Origin of the sequence: Flavilitoribacter nigricans DSM 23189 = NBRC 102662, from assembly GCF_002646595.1 — a bacterium.
GTDB classification, from domain to species: Bacteria; Bacteroidota; Bacteroidia; order Chitinophagales; family Saprospiraceae; genus Flavilitoribacter; species Flavilitoribacter nigricans.
Genome location: NZ_PDUD01000060.1, coordinates 1 through 15,364 on the forward strand (window position 1 = coordinate 1; position 15,364 = coordinate 15,364).

Below are 15,364 nucleotides of genomic sequence, written 5' to 3' on the forward strand. Positions count from 1 at the left end.
GGGACCGTATAGACCTAGAATCATCAATCTTCGGATTTACAACTCCACAAGGGAAACGGCCAATAGCCAAATTTTATATCGAAGACTATCTCCTGGAGAATTTACAGGGACGGCCTACAGTACAGGCAACCGCCGCGGATATCCCAAGCTGCTCGCCGACTGGAAGTCGGCATTACAGTGCAGGCAACCGCCGCGGATCGGCCTCCCGGATCATATTGTAAACGGTCTCGAATACATCTTCCGCATTAGGTTTACTGTAGTAATCCCCGTCCGAACCGTAGGGGCTCCGGTGGGCCCGGGCCGTAAGCGTTTTGGCCGGAGAATCCAGGTAGCGATAGCCGCCCTGAACTTCCAATACCTGTTGCAGCATGTAGGCCGTTGCGCCGCCCGGGACATCTTCGTCCAGAAATAAAATGCGGTTGGTCTTTTGCAGGGAACTCAGAATGCGGTGTTCCAGATCAAACGGCAGCAAGGTCTGCACATCGATCAATTCTACCGAAATCCCTTTATTCTCCAGCAGACGGATCCCTTCCCGCGCCACTCGGACCGAAGATCCGTAGGTGACCAGCGTAAGGTCTGTGCCATCTTCCAAAACTTCCGGAACGCCCAGAGGGACGGTGAATTCACTGAGATTTTCGGGTACTTCTTCCTTCAGGCGGTAGCCGTTCAGGCATTCGATCAGCAATGCCGGATCATTAGACTGCAGCAGGGTATTGTACATGCCGGCGGCCCGGGTCATGTCCCGGGGCACGAGTACATACATACCGCGCAGGGCATTCAGGATCATCCCCAGTGGGGAACCGGTATGCCAGACTCCTTCCAGGCGGTGTCCGCGGGTACGGATGATCGCCGGGGCCATCTGACGGCCATTGCTCCGCCAGCGCAGGGTAGCGAGATCATCCATCAGCGGTTGCAGACCGTAAACGAGATAATCCAGGTACTGGATCTCCGCAATCGGCCGGAAACCGCGCATCGCCAGGCCGATAGCCTGTCCGACGATGGTCCATTCCCGGATACCGGTATCGAATACGCGTTCCTTGCCGAAGCGTTTCTGCAGGCCGGCAAAGCCCTGGTTGACATCGCCGATCTGGCCGACATCCTCACCGAAGGCCAGCAGCCGGGTATCCCGGGCAAAAATCTCTTTAAAGAACTGATTGAGTATTTCGTAGCCGTTCTTCAGTTCCGGTTGGTCGGAATAGACGGCGGGAACGACCGGCACCCGCAGGGCGGAAGTTTCGGTCTGATCGTATAGGTGATCGCTGTAAAAGCGATGGTTTTTTTGTTGCTGACTTTCAATCCAGGCTTTGAGCTCTTCGCCCACGGGCAGATCCTGTCCGGCCAGTTGAAAAGATAACTGCCGCGCATTCTTCACCACTTCGCTGATAAACGGATGCGCCAGCCGCTGCAATTGCTTGCGCAGTTGCTCAACTTCCGGATGGAGATCGGGTATTTTTTCGTAGAGCGCTTTGAGCTCCGTTACCGCCTGTTTGCTGGGCTGATTGTAAGTAGACCAGGCCCGGTCTCTGGCGGCACGTACTTCCTTGCGCGCTTCTCTCCGGATCTGTTCGAGTTCTTCCTGGGTAGCCCATTCGGAGGCGATGATCCAGTGTTCCAGTTGACGGATACCGTCTTTTTCTTTCTCCCACTGGAGGCGTTCCTTGGATTTGTAGCGCTCGTGCGAGCCGGAAGTGGAATGCCCCTGCGGCTGGGTGATCTCATCAACGTGGAACAGAGCGGGCCGATGGGTACGTCGGGTCTTTTCGATGCCCTTGGCGTACATCTCCCAGAGGGCGGCATAGTCCCAACCCCGGGCGGTATAGATGTCCCAGCCGTTGGAATCTTCACCGGCGCGGAAACCTTCCAGGATAGTGGAGATACTTTCCTTGGTGGTCTGGTAGCGTTTGGGTACGGAAATGCCGTAACCATCGTCCCAGACGGAAACCGCCAGCGGCACCTGCGTCACTCCCGCTGCATTGATCGTTTCCCAGAATACGCCTTCGGAAGTACTGGCATCACCGATGGTGCAAAACACTACTTCCTGACCCTGTTTTGAAAATTGTTCTTCCGGATCAACATCCGGCAACTCCCGGTACTTTTTGGAGGCATGGGCCAGCCCCAGAGCGCGGGCCATCTGTCCGGCTGTACTGGAAATATCGGAACTGACATTTCTGCGGTCGGTATGGGTGAGCCATTCCCCGTGCTCATTCAGCAGGGGCGTGGCAAAGTGGCTGTTCATCTGGCGTCCGCCGGAAAAGGGATCGTGGAGGGGATCGGCGTAGAGTTGGGCGAAGAGGTCTTCAATGGTGCACAATTCAAGGGCCAGCATGAGAGTTTGATCGCGGTAGTAGCCGGAACGAAAGTCGCCTTTTTGAAAGAAATGGGCCATGACGACCTGGGGTACTTCCTTACCGTCTCCGGTAATACCGAACTTGGCTTTTCCGGTTAAAACTTCACGTCTGGCCAGGATACTGACCTCCCGGCTGATGCAGCAAATCCGAAAATCGCGTAGAATGGTAGACTTATCGGGACCTCCTTTGGTGGAAGGGCGGGAGGAGGTTTTTGCTGACGTGCTTTTTTCTTCGCTCATTAACGAAAGCTCGTGCATTATTTGGTAATATTATTTGGTTAGGCCAATGGAAGAGAATAAGGAATAAGTGGGGTTTTTCGGAATATAATTCTATTCTGCTTCCAATGTTGCGCAAAAATAGTAAAATTATTTGGTTTTATCTATAAACAAAACAAAGGAATACGGCTGCCGGTTCAATAGATCTGCACAATTCTCGGCCGGGGAAAAACGTTACCTATCCCGAAAGCAACGTCTATAATCCAGGGCGTCAAAAGGAGCCGCTTTTATCGTACGGATCGGCAAATCTGCCACCCGGAAGATGGTTTCCCGCTCCGGGCCCGGCGAGGCCGGAAACAGCGTATCGCTTTCGGTGAAAACTTAATAGATCGGCTATTTTGTAAATAAAATGTAAATGGGAAAATTCGGGGATTAACTTCGCGTTAACCGCATTTTTGCCCGATATTCTTTTCCTTTGCATCAACAATTAGCCTATTTTTGTAGGAGTACTAGTAGCAAATCTAGATTACTCATAAAAACCTAAAAATATTTGTAATGAAGAGATTACTTGTTTTGCTTGTCTTGATGACTGGTATCGCTTCTTTTACTTTCGCTCAGGCCACCCAGAAAAGCGCTGAGAAGAAAGAGGTAGCGATGAAAAAAATTGATGCTAAGGACATGCCGGCCAAAGCCGTAAAAGGTCCTAAAATGGTTTTCGAAAATGAAACGATCGACTACGGTACGATCGAGCAGGGTTCTGACCCTTATCGCATGTTCTCTTTCGTAAACGAAGGAACCGAGCCGCTGATCATCTCTAACGCCAGAGGTAGCTGTGGATGTACTGTACCCACTTATCCGAAAGAGCCCATCATGCCGGGTGAAACCGCTGAAGTGAAGGTAAGATACGACACGAACCGCGTTGGTCCTTTCACCAAGCGTGTAACCCTGACTACCAACGAAGGTGAGAACACTCGTGTACTGACCATCAAAGGACTCGTAGAGAAGAAAACCGAAGAGCCAGGTCTGCCTGAGAACAAAGAAAAAGGTACTTTCGGCGGCGGTAAATAATCGGTTGGTAGCAGCCTGTTCTGCAAAAGAAGATCGTATCTTCTGTGTGCAACAGCCCGCCTACCTACTCAAAATACCGGGCCTCCGACGCGAGGCCTCCACCTAAAACAGGCTTTCAGTCTTCGGATTGAAAGCCTGTTTTAATATCCGGGCCGTAGTGCCCGGCAGGATGCAGCAGCGCTTTGTCGGCCTTTGGTAGGTCGGCAGTCCTGCAACCTGAGATCATTATTATATCTTTGCCCCAGGATTTTGAAAAACCGTATGGAGCGAAGAAAAACTTATTTTGCCTCAGACTTTCATCTGGGGATCAATGGAAAACTGAGCAGCCGGGAGCGTGAGCAACAGATCGTACGCTGGCTGGAGCATATCGAGGGTGATGCGGAAGCGATCTACCTGGTGGGGGATGTATTTGATTTTTGGTTTGAGTACCGAACGGTGGTACCCCGGGGATTTACCCGCCTGCTGGGGAAACTGGCCACCCTGCGTGATCAGGGCATCCCGATATACTTTTTTACGGGCAATCACGATATGTGGGTGTTCGACTACTTTGAAAAAGAGCTGGGCATCCCCACTTACCGCGAACCGATCTACCGGGAAATTAACGGCCGGACCTTTCTGATCGGTCACGGTGACGGCCTGGGGCCGGGAGACCACGGCTATAAATTCCTAAAAAAGGTTTTCGCCAATCCCGTCTGCCAGTGGCTGTTCGCTCGCCTGCATCCCAATTTCGGTTTTTTCCTGGCCCAGTACTGGTCCGGCAGAAGTCGTTCGGCCAATCCCGGTGAGGAGCGTTTCCTGGGAGCAGAGCGGGAATGGTTGCTGCAGTACTCGAATGAACATCTGGACGAACGGGAAGTCGATTATTTTATCTTCGGCCACCGGCATTTGCCGATCGATCACACGCTAAAGAACGGCCGGTCCCGATATATCAATCTGGGGGAATGGCTGCAGTACAACTCCTACGCCGTTTTTGACGGAGAGGAACTGGAACTTCGCTTTTTTGAACAACCCAATCCGGTGGTATACGGCAACAAGTCCGAAACCTATGTTTCGAAACAATAACATACTGTGGTTGATCTTACTAACGGGCAGCCTGCTGGCGGCCTGTGGAAGTACCAAAACCGCCCCTGCGGACCGGGCGGAAGCGGAAGCGGGAGGTGACAGCAGCCGCATTGTACAGATCGCTTTGGATCAGTTGGGGCAATTGTATACGGTAAACGAGCGGAATGAGATCCTGCAGTACCGGGCCGACGGCAGCGCGGGCTTCCGCTACAACAATAATACCCTAGGCCGTCTCGGGATCCTCGACCCGACTAATCCCTTCGCCATGCTGGCCTACTATCCGGATTTTCAGACCATCATTCTGCTGGATCGTACGCTCAATGAGCAAAGCCGGATCGCTCTTTCGACCCTCGGCCTGATCGACATCGAACTGGTGGCCCTGGGCAACGACAATTTTATCTGGCTCTACGATGCGGTGGATGTTCAACTCAAAAAACTCGATCGGGAAGGCAACATCAGCTTCCGTTCGGACCGCCTGAACCAGCTGCTCCAGCGGATACCCCGGCCGGACCAGTTGCTGGCGTTGAATACCCGCCTTTTCCTGAACGATCCGGAATTGGGTATACTGGTATTCGATCAGTTTGGCCGCTACGAAACGACCCTGCCGGTACTACAGGCCGAAAGTCTGCAGTTGGTGAACGAAGACCAATTGGTGTATATGCAAGACGGCCGGGTATACAGCTACGATCTACGGGCGTTTGAAGCGTCTCCGGTCGACCTGGAGATCCCCTGTGCGCAGGACTGCCAGCTCCGGATCGGTAAGGAAAAGATCTATTGGCTGGAAAAAGACCGCGTACAACAGCGAATTCTCCGGATATCCCCGTAATTTTCGGGCTCAATTGAATCGACGAGCTATGTCTCAACCAACGCGTCCGGCGGCCCTTATTTTCATCTTTATCACGGTACTGGTAGATGTGATCGGCCTGGGGATCATCATCCCGGTCTTGCCCAGTCTGATCATGGAACTGAGCGGAGAAGGACTCAGTGCGGCTTCCCGCTACGGCGGATGGCTGATGTTCTCCTATGCCAGCGTACAGTTTCTGGCGGCACCGGTCATCGGTGGACTCAGTGACCAGTTTGGCCGGCGTCCGGTTCTGCTGGCCTCACTGCTGGGTTTCGGGCTGGATTATGTGTTGCAGGGACTGGCACCTACTATTGGGTGGCTGTTCATTGGCCGGATACTGGCGGGTATCACCGGAGCGAGTTTTACGACCGCCAGCGCGTACATCGCAGACATCAGCGCACCGGAAAAACGGGCCCAGAACTTCGGTCTGATCGGAGCGGCTTTCGGTCTGGGTTTTATTATCGGGCCGGTTATCGGTGGCGTACTGGGGCAGTTCGGGCCGCGCGTACCTTTTTTCGCCGCCGCCGCAATTACCCTGCTCAACTGCCTGTACGGCTATTTCGTGATCCCGGAATCCTTATCCGTTGAGAATCGGCGGCCGTTCAGCTGGAAGCGGGCGAATCCGCTGGGTACCCTAATGCAGCTGCGCCAGTATCCGGTGATCGTCAGTCTGGTGGGCGTACTTGTGTTCATTTATATTGCCGGCCACGCCACTCAGAGTACCTGGGCTTATTACACCATGGAAAAGTTCAGCTGGAACGAAGCCGCAGTGGGCTATTCGCTGGGCTTTGTCGGCTTGATCGTCGCTTTGGTACAGGGCGGGCTTACCCGGGTGGTCATTCCCCGGATCGGGCAGATCCGTTCGGTATACATTGGTTTACTGTTGTACACGGTGGGCTTCCTGGGTTTTGCCTTTGCCGGTGCGGGCTGGGTGATGTATGCCGTAATGATCCCGTACGGACTGGCCGGTATTGCCGGTCCCGCTCTGCAGGGGATCATGTCCAATCAGGTGCCGAACAATTCTCAGGGTGAATTACAGGGTGCGCTGACCAGCCTGGTCAGTCTGACCTCTATTGTCGGGCCGCCGCTGATGACAAATTTATTCGCGCATTTTACCCGTCACGATACGGATCTTTATTTTCCGGGTATGCCGTTCCTGGCGGGAGCCATTCTGACCTTCATTGCCTTACTTTGGGCGATCCGGTCGCTGCAGAAGATTGCCTGATACTGGAGAAGAGCAGACTAATGTTTTTCCTTAAATAAAAATGTATGTACCAGGTATGGAACAATAAGGAGGCGGGAAGCGACAAGATCATCGCTCTGGACGACCAGGCCATCCATAAAGGTAATCCGCGACCGGAAGCCCTGCACGGTGCTTTGACTTCGGTGAATAATCAACGTATTCCCAAAGGCTTTTTCCGCATTCCCTATACTTACATTCGGGAAGTCCATTTGCAGGAAGGGAAAGATTACGTTCAGGTCTTTTTCGGAAAAGATTCCGAAGAGCACATCCGGATAAAAGACGATCTAAAGCGACAGGCATTTTTTGACGCGCTAAAAGACGCTTTACCCGGAGCGGTATATAGTAGGGAGGAATATTCGGCCTGGAAATCCGCAAAGAAAGCGATTATCGCCACCCTTGTAGTCTCTGTCTTGTTTGCCATCGTTCTGGATACGGCCATTCGCCTGGAAAGGGATGATTTTTACGGCGTTCAATTTTTTATTGTGCTCTTTTTTGCCGGGTTGGGTGTACGGAACGTGATCCTGCTGTTCGGGAGCCTGATCAGTATCGGGCTTATTTCCACGATTATTAAAATTAAGAACCGGCCGGTCATCCAGCTCCTCGAAGTTAAAAAGTAGAAAAAACGGGATCCAACTCTCGTTCCGGTAGCCCCGATTACCGGCTATTTTTGCGGCCATTATAACAATTTGCTCCATTCTCCCGTAAAAGCATGGCGTATTCCGCACCAGACGGAATTAGACTTCCGTTATTTATCAGGATTTCCTTAATTTAATGCCCATAACCTAAAATCCCTTGATTCATGCCTGGAGCAAACAAAACCCTGTACGCCGTAATCATCGGCATCAATGCTTATCCCCGAAGTCCTTTATACGGTTGTGTCAACGACGCTTTAGCAGTTCACCAGTTTTGCAGCCAGTTGGCTGACTCTAACGACGATATCAAAGACTACCAGCCGCTGTTATTACTGGCACCCCACGAAGGGGAAGACGACGCGGCACTTCGTGAATACAACCTGAGCAAAAGTGATTACCAGTCACCCACCCGCAATAACATCATTAAAGCCTTTAGCCATTTCAAGCAGGCGAAAGCCGAAAATGAAGACATCTGTCTGTTCTATTACAGCGGGCACGGTTCTTTCCAGCCGGCTCCCGAACTTTTCTGGGATCTCAAATCCGGGAAGCAGGTGGAATCTCTGGTCTGCGTAGACAGCCGGGTCCGCGGCGGCCGGGACCTGATCGATAAGGAGCTGGCCTATCTGCTCTGGGATGCGATCAATGATAAGGCTTTTTACCAACCGGGTAAAGCAGGCATCCATACGGTCCTGATCATGGATTGCTGCCACTCCGGCGATAATACCCGGGGCGGGGTTCGGGCGCGCATGGAACAACCAAACCCCAACCGGACGCCCATCAGTGATTACGCCGGTTACAAAGAGTCGCTGGAAAAGAGCGGGGCGGTCGAATCCGATAAGGCTTTCCTCAAAGCGCTGGAAATGTGGCGGTCGGCCCGCTATGTACACCTGGCCGCGGCCCGCGATAAAGAAACGGCGAAAGAGACCATGCTGGAAGATCGTTCCAGTGGAGTATTTACGTATAGTCTGTTGAAGACCCTGCGTTCCGGTGGCATGCAGCTTTCTTACCAGGAACTGATCGAGCGGATCAAAGTGATGGTGCGCAACCGGGTGGAGGACCAGATCCCGCTCGTATTCGCTACCGAACCGAAAGATACCCAAATGACCTTCATGGGGCGACAACTTAAAGAACCGTCCCGCGAGTATGTCACCTACTTCGATCCGGATACCGAAGAGTGGAAGATCAATGCCGGTGCCAACGCGGGTATCGTTCCGTCCAACTCGGATAAAGAGCCGACCGTGGTGAAAGTGTGGCGGAAAAGCAAAACGGACGAAGTGCGGAAAACGGAAGTGGTCGCTGTAGAACCGGCGAGTGCGGTACTGGACGGATCAGTTTTCTCCGGTGAGGACGAAGCCCACGAAGACTGGATTGCCAGGATCACTCTAATGTCCGCTCCGAAGATAAAGGTCAGTTTTGACGAATCGGTAGGTGACAAGGAGCGGAAGTATCTGGAAAATGCTGCGGCCAAGGTAAAAGTGCCTACCTATGAATTTGTTGGTGCGGCGGAGGATGCGGCCTTTGTTACTTATCAGGTGGGCGAAGATTATGTCCTGGCCAAAAAGAACAGTCTGGTCCCCGTTTTTAAAAGAAACAGCGATCCCGATAAATTCCTGGCCGCCGTGGGAAATGTGGGCCAGTGGATGCGGGTGCTGGAACTGAATAACCAGGAAACCGAGATCAGCCGGGGTGAGATTGAGGTCCGGGTGGAAGTGGTGGAAGGAGAACAGCTTTCGTACAGTAACCTCAATTCTGTACCGGCTGCCAGCTTACTGAAAGACCCCTCGGAAATAAAGGTGGCGTACAAACGGATCGACGCGGGCAGCCGGGGTGTCGGAAAGCACGCCGTGCAACCCGGCATTCGCGTACGGATCAGAACCAAAGACCGGCCTTACTATGTCGCCTGCCTGTTTATGGACAGCCTGTACGGTATGACCTCCAATCTGGATTCTACGGAAGTTGATCCGGACGGTAACGGCGAATGGATCAAATTTTCCGTAAAGGGTGAAGAGTACCGGACCATTCCCCTCAATGTAGATGACAATTACCACAAGCTGGGCATCACTGAGATCACGGATTACTTGAAGATCTTTGTTTCCACCGAAGAGTTCCCGATTAAAAGCTGGGAACAGGAAAGCCTGAAGCTGGATGATAAGCTGATCAAGATCGACCGGATCAAGAAGAAGAGCATGGGCCTCATGGAAGATGCCAGCGGGCGGGGCAGTAGCGACTGGATGAGCTTTACGATCCCGGTCCGGATCAGCCGGCCGCTTCCGCAGCAGGAGCAGTCCGTCGGTGGCGCGGGGAAAAATGTGGCCCAGATCGGCGGTGCCCGACTGACGGTTCCCCAGGGGTTTAGCGCCAGAGTATCGGCGGCCAGTGAAGCGGAAATTAAAGATATGGTAAACACCGCTACCGAGCGTTCGGTAGACGGAGCGGATAAACTGCGGACCACGCTGATGCCACCACCGATCGTTTGGGGCGCAGCGCCGTCCCGCAACGCAGTTTTCAGTCGGAGCGTGAGTGCAGCGGCCCCGGATACCCAACTGAGCGTGCTGGAAATTACCGCACCCCTCGGAGATAACATCATCAGTGAGGAAAATCCGATCCTTTTCGAACCGGAAGGAGGATTGACGGAAGATGAAGTCCTGGTCTCATTTGCTTACGATGAGGATTCGGGTATGTACCTGCCGCTGGGTTTTTCCGATGAGGAAGGACAGTTGCACATCGAAAATCTACCCAAAGCCACGCCCGGCAAGATCATCGGGGATGAGTCCATCAACGAGCGGAGCCTCTCGGGCTCGATCAAACTCTTTTTCAAAAAAGTAGTGATCGGTAGTATTACCGGGCAAACCAATAACAACAAGCTGGCCCGGTGCAGCCTGGGTGAGGACGGCGTTTCCGTCGCCACTGCGGTTGGTGATGGGGCTCTGGCCGATCCGAAACTGAAAAATATCTGCCTGCTGGTCCACGGAATTATTGGGGATACGGAGGGGCAGCGCCAGGCGTTCTTTGAGAACGACAGCAAATTACACGAGTATTTCGATGCCGTGATCAGTTACGATTACGAGAACCTGAACACACCCATCGAAGAGACCGCGAAACTGCTGAAATCCGATCTGGCCAAAGCGGGCATTACCGGCGCCGACGGCAAACGACTGACCATCGTAGCCCACAGCATGGGCGGTCTGGTTTCCCGCTGGTTCATTGAGCACGAGGGAGGCGACGAAATGGTGCACCAACTGATCCAGATGGGCACCCCGAACGGAGGTTCGGAAACTTCCGATTTCCGCAAGTCGGTATTCGGCATGATGAGTATGGCCATGAACGGAGCGGCTTTCCTCAAACCGTATCTGCCGGTGCTGTCGTTCATCGGCAAAAGGGTGACCAAAGCGGTCTTCCATACCCTCAACCAAATGAGCCCGACGGAATCCGATTTCCTGAAGGCCCTGAATAAGGACGGTTCGCCCAATTCCGGAGTACCTTACACTGTGATCGGTGGAGATACCAATGCGATCAAGCCGGAGAAAATGGATGACCAGCCGCTGCTGAAGCAATTCTGGCTGGCCGTCAAACAAAAAGCGCCCTACGTATTGCTCAATAAACTGGTATTCAAAAGTGAAGATCCCAACGATATGGCCGTCACTCAGGTAAGTATGCAAAAGGTGCCGACGCAGGATACGTTGCCGTTTCACTCGGTAGCCTGCGACCACATCAGCTACTTTTGCTACGCAGAAGCGATGGCGAAACTGCAGGAAATTCTAGAACAACAAAGGGGGGGATGAAGCAGTGAGGTTCGGAGCGAAGATCCGATCCTTATGCAATGCTCAACGATCACTCCTTATCGCTAAATAATGCCGCCAGGAGATAACAAAACGATTGGTGCCCTCACGCGGGGGCAGGGACTGGACGTGCCGGATGGCCTGAAGGATCACCCGGTAGTGGAGAACTATTATCTGCTGGTCATCGCGGTTGATCGCTACGATTAAGTGCCCAACGGCATTCCCTGGGCCACCCTCAATAATGCCGTATACGATGCCGCCCGGGTTACCGAATTGCTGTTGGAACGCTATCGCTTTCACCGGCCGGATGACTGGGACAACCTGGCGGCGATCAACGGCCAGGAGATCCGGCAGTACAATTCTATCCGTACCCGTTGCCTCTATAACGAGCAGGCGACCCGGGCCAATATCTTTACGCACATCAATGCCGTCAAGAACAGCATCGGGGAACAGGATGCCCTGCTGATCTATTTTTCCGGCCACGGTGTTTCCCGGAACGGACTGACCTATCTGGTGCCCTACGGGGTCAACCAGGAACAGGATTTCGATTGGGTCAACTGGGGTGAGGTCATCGCCCGCTTTGGGGATTACGAGACCGATAAAAAATGTGCTGACCTGCTATTGGTGCTGGACTGCTGTTTCGCCGGTACCATTACCCGCGGACAGGTATTCAGTAACCGGGATTATTATTCCCGTTATGTACTGACCGCTTCCGGCAGCCAGGATGAAGCCAGCGACGGTCCGCCCGGAGCAGGAGGTCCCTTTGCCAATAAATTTCTGGACATACTGACGGCCAATACCCGTCCCTTCGCTTCGATGGGGCAATTGAATGCCGCCAATGCCCTGAGTGTCTATTTTGCAATGAACGGCCTGGACCAACAGGCCCACTACGGGCTGCTGCCGAATGTGAAAAACGGCCAGGGAGAGTTTGTGCTGGAGCTGGCCGAGCAGAACGCTCCGCCCGTAGCGCTGCTGGGTAAATCCATTCTCGACTACCTGGACTTTGAACTGCAGCGGGGTATACTGTCTACGCATTTTAAATCCCGCTACCGGCCGATCAATCTGATCAGTACTTTCGGTAGTCCGTTCGATGCGCATAAGTTGCTGGGTAAGGTGCTGTTCCGCTGGCTGTTCGATGAGAAGATCAGCGGACGTATCCCACTGTCCGACGCCGGTCTGCGCTACCTGGAGATCCACCTGACCAAGCTGGGTGGAGACGATATCTGGGGCAATCTGGTGCGGATGCTGGCTCCCCGTGCGGCTATCCGGGATTTCACACCGGAAAATTGCGTCGAATGGATATTTGATCAGGTACGGGAAGGAGCGCTCTCCGATCAGTCCCGCCACCTGGTGATCCATTTCCATTTCGAAGTAGGATCGACGGAATTGTTCCAGAAACTGGAACAGTTTTATCTGGATTTTCAAACCCACTATATTCCCTTGTTTCAGGGGCTCAGTCAGGAAGAGAAGATGAAGATCGGACGGGTTTTTATTCTATTTTCCGACGAGCGCCCGGAAGCGGATTTTACGCCTTTCTCTCCCGATCAGCAGGAAGCCCTGTTACAGAAATTCGGTCCGGCCAACCTCAATTTTATCGCACCGGATAAGATCGGTAAGATCAATCAGAACCATATTTACGCCTGGGTCGACAATACGAAAGTCCTGATCCAGACCAATGCCATCCAGCAGATGGAACCCACGGATTTCTTCGATCCCTTCGCCGATGATGTCGCTTTTGAAATTGATGATTTTATCGACAAGATCATCGATCACTGCGGTATTTCCGCCGAGGCACTGATGGGCTTCCTCTTTGACTTCCAAAATAAAGCAGTATATGATTAATGATCTGTCGAAAATAAATGTCAAACCTTATCCCCATCCTAATCCGGAGGTTCCCGGTTCCCGGTCCCGCTTCGCCCATTCTTTGGAAGAGGCGGACGGTGCGCGCCGGGACGTGCTCGCTACGGTAAAACTAATTTGTGATGAAGTGGATTTTGTGTACGATGCGGATGCGAAACCCCGGGGTAAGTTTGTCAAAGCCCCCGATGGAGGCACCTATACCAAGCAGCTCAATCCCTACATCCCGAGTGAAGAACTCATGGAACTGGTCCGGCTGGCGCAGATCATCCAACGGCCGGTACTGCTGAAGGGGGAACCGGGCAGCGGAAAGACCCAACTGGCCAAAGCGGTTGCTTTCGAATGGTACGGAGCAGAATATCCCCAGCATTTTTTTGAATGGCACATCAAGTCCACTTCCAAGGCGGTAGATGGATTGTACACCTTCGATCATGTGGCCCGGCTGCGCAATTCCCAGCTCGGGGATAAAGCGGAAGTATTCCGGGATGAAAACGGCAAGGAAGATCCGCGACAATACCGCAAATTCGGGCCGTTGGCCAAAGCATTTCTGACCTCCACGGCCGAGCGTCCCTCCATTTTGCTGATCGATGAAGTGGATAAAGCGGATATTGACTTTCCCAATGACCTGCTGTTGGAACTGGATGAACTGCGGTTCACGATCCCCGAGACCGGGGAACTGATCGAAGCGGCCTATCCGCCCATCATTTTTATCACGAGCAATGACGAACGCGAACTGCCCGAAGCCTTCCTGCGTCGCTGCCTGTTCATGTACATCAAATTCCCGAAACCCGATCAGCTTCGGATGATCATCAAGGCGCAGTTGCCCGGCCTGATGGAAGCCCAGGAGGCATTTGTCAATGCAGCCATTGTCCGCTTCAACGAACTGCGGGAAGCTACCGTCCGGGATGCCGCCGATAACAAACGGGTCTCAACCAGTGAGTTGCTGGACTGGCTCAAACCCTATCTGTATGAATTGATGTTGCCGGAAAGTAAACGTCGGATCAGCGCAGCGGACCTGAGTCAGGAAGGTTTGGCAAAACTGCCGTTCTACTACCATGCCCTGCTGAAGACTTACGCCGCCTACCAGCGGGAAAAAGAAGAAGAGTCATGAACGGGAGCATCGGGGAACCACTGATCTTCTGGCCGTTTTTCGAACGGCTGGAAAAAGAACTGAGCTACGAGCGCTGGCTGGACAAATACCGTTTGTTCCAGCAGGCGCTGATGTCGGGAGCGGTACCCTACGATGAGGAATGGCGGGCTTTCCGGCAGTTCTGTAAATTCCTTTACCTTCAGGATCATAACGATGAAGCCCGCTTCGACGAATTGCTGGACGAAGCGATCGCGGAAGAAAAAAACCGACTGTTGGCCGTGTGGCAACAGTTGCCGGGTACTGGCCCCCGGACTCCGGAGGAGCAGGATGTAGAAATACCGGAAAAAGAAGAAGAGGACCGGCCATCGGCCCGGCCGCCGGTGACCCAACCCAGTCAGCAGCGTACGGCGCCGCCACCCCCGGAACCCGCTACGGAGACCAAATTTTTCCATCCGCAATTTGATATTCAGTTGCCGGAAGAGGGTGGGGAATCGGAAGCCAAACGCACCGGTTATCATTACCTGCACACGGACGAATATTTTCCGGCCAACCGGCGGGAGATGGTGAAGTCCTGGCAGTACCTGCGGCGCATGGAGCGCGCCGGGGCATCGAGCCGGATCAATATTGTCAAAACGGTACAACGGATTGCAAAGGAAGGCGTTTTCATCGAACCGGAATACGAAGACACCTTCGTCAACCGGCAGGACATCCTTTTCCTTTTTGCGGATACCCGGGGTTCTATGACGCCCTTTCACGAACTGACCAAACGGCTGGTGCTGACTGCCAAAGGCGAAGGAGGACACCGGCGTGCGCCGACCTTCTTTTTCCAGAACGCGCCGCTGGAATACCTGTTCCGGGCACCTAACCTGACCGATCCGGTGCCGATGAAGCAGGCGGTTCAGCGGGCTAACCGCAATATCAGCTATGCCTTTATCATCAGTGATGCGGGGGCCGCCCGGGGTAATGACAACCGGGAGCAGATCGAGCGGCGAGTGCGACTCATACGCCCGTTTCTCCAATTGTTGCAATCCCATATGGCCTATGTGATCTGGCTGAATCCCATGCCGTACCACCGCTGGAAGGGAACCGCTGCGGAAGCAATCGCCGCCGAACCGGCCGTAACCACCATGGTGCCGGTATTGGAGGAAGGAGAGTTTAATTACCAGGATGTGATCCGGCGCATTATCAAATACAAACGTTTGAATCTGGATGAGTGAGGACCGGCT

Annotated in this window: 11 protein-coding genes; 10 read left to right on the plus strand and 1 reads right to left on the minus strand. The window is 53.3% G+C overall.

Features of this window, described 5'->3' with window-relative positions; genetic code table 11:
* Nucleotides 1-172: 172 nt before the first annotated feature.
* Nucleotides 173-2,587, minus strand: a complete 2,415-nt coding sequence (locus tag CRP01_RS38220; RefSeq protein ID WP_099155382.1) for an alpha-ketoacid dehydrogenase subunit alpha/beta — start codon at nt 2,585-2,587, stop codon at nt 173-175.
* Between the two features lie 531 nt (nt 2,588-3,118).
* On the opposite strand from CRP01_RS38220, the gene CRP01_RS38230 reads away from it, so the two are divergent.
* From CRP01_RS38230 to CRP01_RS38270, 10 genes are all read left to right on the plus strand, one after another.
* A complete protein-coding gene (locus tag CRP01_RS38230; RefSeq protein ID WP_099155384.1) occupies nt 3,119-3,631 on the plus strand; it encodes a DUF1573 domain-containing protein in 513 nt (170 codons plus the stop codon).
* Nucleotides 3,632-3,892: 261 nt separating this feature from the next.
* On the plus strand, nt 3,893-4,693 hold the full coding sequence (locus CRP01_RS38235; RefSeq protein ID WP_099155385.1) for a UDP-2,3-diacylglucosamine diphosphatase: 801 nt from the start codon (nt 3,893-3,895) through the stop codon (nt 4,691-4,693).
* Nucleotides 4,677-5,519 carry a hypothetical protein gene (locus CRP01_RS38240; RefSeq protein WP_099155386.1) on the plus strand — a complete coding sequence of 281 codons (843 nt, stop codon included), beginning with the start codon at nt 4,677-4,679 and terminating at the stop codon, nt 5,517-5,519. Before CRP01_RS38235 ends, CRP01_RS38240 begins: the two co-directional genes overlap by 17 nt.
* Before the next feature lie 28 nt (nt 5,520-5,547).
* Nucleotides 5,548-6,762, plus strand: coding sequence for a TCR/Tet family MFS transporter (locus tag CRP01_RS38245; RefSeq protein WP_099155387.1), 1,215 nt, complete (start codon nt 5,548-5,550; stop codon nt 6,760-6,762).
* Nucleotides 6,763-6,806: 44 nt separating this feature from the next.
* The gene (locus CRP01_RS38250; RefSeq protein WP_099155388.1) at nt 6,807-7,397 is read left to right on the plus strand and encodes a hypothetical protein; all 591 of its coding nucleotides are present in this window, start codon (nt 6,807-6,809) and stop codon (nt 7,395-7,397) included.
* A 182-nt stretch (nt 7,398-7,579) separates the two neighbouring features.
* The gene (locus CRP01_RS38255; RefSeq protein WP_099155389.1) at nt 7,580-11,194 is read left to right on the plus strand and encodes a caspase family protein; all 3,615 of its coding nucleotides are present in this window, start codon (nt 7,580-7,582) and stop codon (nt 11,192-11,194) included.
* Nucleotides 11,195-11,263: 69 nt separating this feature from the next.
* Nucleotides 11,264-11,398 (plus strand): hypothetical protein, encoded by a 135-nt coding sequence (locus CRP01_RS43250; protein WP_262510349.1) that lies wholly within the window; start codon nt 11,264-11,266, stop codon nt 11,396-11,398.
* Entirely contained in the window at nt 11,399-13,033 is a 1,635-nt protein-coding gene (locus tag CRP01_RS38260) for a caspase family protein (protein ID WP_099155390.1), read from the plus strand.
* Complete coding sequence (locus tag CRP01_RS38265; RefSeq protein ID WP_222845922.1) at nt 13,026-14,159, plus strand: AAA family ATPase; 1,134 nt, start codon at nt 13,026-13,028, stop codon at nt 14,157-14,159. The genes CRP01_RS38260 and CRP01_RS38265 overlap by 8 nt, the downstream gene beginning before the upstream one ends.
* Nucleotides 14,156-15,355 carry a hypothetical protein gene (locus tag CRP01_RS38270; protein WP_099155391.1) on the plus strand — a complete coding sequence of 400 codons (1,200 nt, stop codon included), beginning with the start codon at nt 14,156-14,158 and terminating at the stop codon, nt 15,353-15,355. The genes CRP01_RS38265 and CRP01_RS38270 overlap by 4 nt, the downstream gene beginning before the upstream one ends.
* Nucleotides 15,356-15,364 lie beyond the last annotated feature (9 nt).

Excerpts from the sequence above, each read along its gene's own strand:
- CRP01_RS38220 (WP_099155382.1), bottom strand. The coding sequence starts at position 2,587 with ATGAGCGAAGAAAAAAGCACGTCAGCAAAAACCTCCTCCCGCCCTTCC.
- CRP01_RS38230 (WP_099155384.1), top strand. The coding sequence starts at position 3,119 with ATGAAGAGATTACTTGTTTTGCTTGTCTTGATGACTGGTATCGCTTCT.
- CRP01_RS38235 (WP_099155385.1), top strand. The coding sequence starts at position 3,893 with ATGGAGCGAAGAAAAACTTATTTTGCCTCAGACTTTCATCTGGGGATC.
- CRP01_RS38240 (WP_099155386.1), top strand. The coding sequence starts at position 4,677 with ATGTTTCGAAACAATAACATACTGTGGTTGATCTTACTAACGGGCAGC.
- CRP01_RS38245 (WP_099155387.1), top strand. The coding sequence starts at position 5,548 with ATGTCTCAACCAACGCGTCCGGCGGCCCTTATTTTCATCTTTATCACG.
- CRP01_RS38250 (WP_099155388.1), top strand. The coding sequence starts at position 6,807 with ATGTACCAGGTATGGAACAATAAGGAGGCGGGAAGCGACAAGATCATC.
- CRP01_RS38255 (WP_099155389.1), top strand. The coding sequence starts at position 7,580 with ATGCCTGGAGCAAACAAAACCCTGTACGCCGTAATCATCGGCATCAAT.
- CRP01_RS43250 (WP_262510349.1), top strand. The coding sequence starts at position 11,264 with ATGCCGCCAGGAGATAACAAAACGATTGGTGCCCTCACGCGGGGGCAG.
- CRP01_RS38265 (WP_222845922.1), top strand. The coding sequence starts at position 13,026 with ATGATTAATGATCTGTCGAAAATAAATGTCAAACCTTATCCCCATCCT.
- CRP01_RS38270 (WP_099155391.1), top strand. The coding sequence starts at position 14,156 with ATGAACGGGAGCATCGGGGAACCACTGATCTTCTGGCCGTTTTTCGAA.